At 45.2% G+C, this 546-nt stretch carries 1 protein-coding gene; it reads left to right on the forward strand.

Going from position 1 to position 546, the window contains the following annotated elements; genetic code table 11:
• The coding region (locus B4K20_RS08340; RefSeq protein WP_289282555.1) for an AsmA-like C-terminal region-containing protein at positions 1-546 on the forward strand (546 nt) is incomplete at both ends.

Below are 546 nucleotides of genomic sequence, written 5' to 3' on the forward strand. Positions count from 1 at the left end.
TGAGAGCTCTGCTGGCACACCTTAATTATCAGGAAGTGATCGCAGCCAGACAAGTCAAAATCGATGCGGATCTGAACTGGAATGCGGATCCTATGTCTTTTACTCGCCAACAATTGAATGGACAACTGGATTTGTCTGTCGGACGGGGAAGTTTACTTGAGGTGGAGCCGGGCGCTGCTGGCAGAATTTTTGGGCTGTTAAGTATTGCGGCGATTCCACGTCGCTTATCATTGGATTTTAGTGATTTGTTTGGCGGCGGCTTTGATTTCAGTAGTATTAAAGGTGATTTTCAGTTTAATAATGGTATCGCCTCAACGAAAGATTTAACCATGCAAGGTGATTCAGCGGTTATTGAAATGAAAGGCCCGATCGATCTGGTTAATCAAACTTACAACCAAGTAGTCAAAATTACGCCTAAAGTGTCATCAACCTTACCTATCGCTGGTGCAGTAGCGGGTGGCCCTGTTGGCCTCGGAGTGGGGACGGCTATCTTACTGTTCGATAAAATTGCTGGCAGTGTTCTGGATAGGGATGTGATTAACTTAA

The sequence above is a fragment of the Methylophaga sp. UBA5088 genome (assembly GCF_002414625.1).
Lineage (GTDB): Bacteria > Pseudomonadota > Gammaproteobacteria > Nitrosococcales > Methylophagaceae > Methylophaga > Methylophaga marina.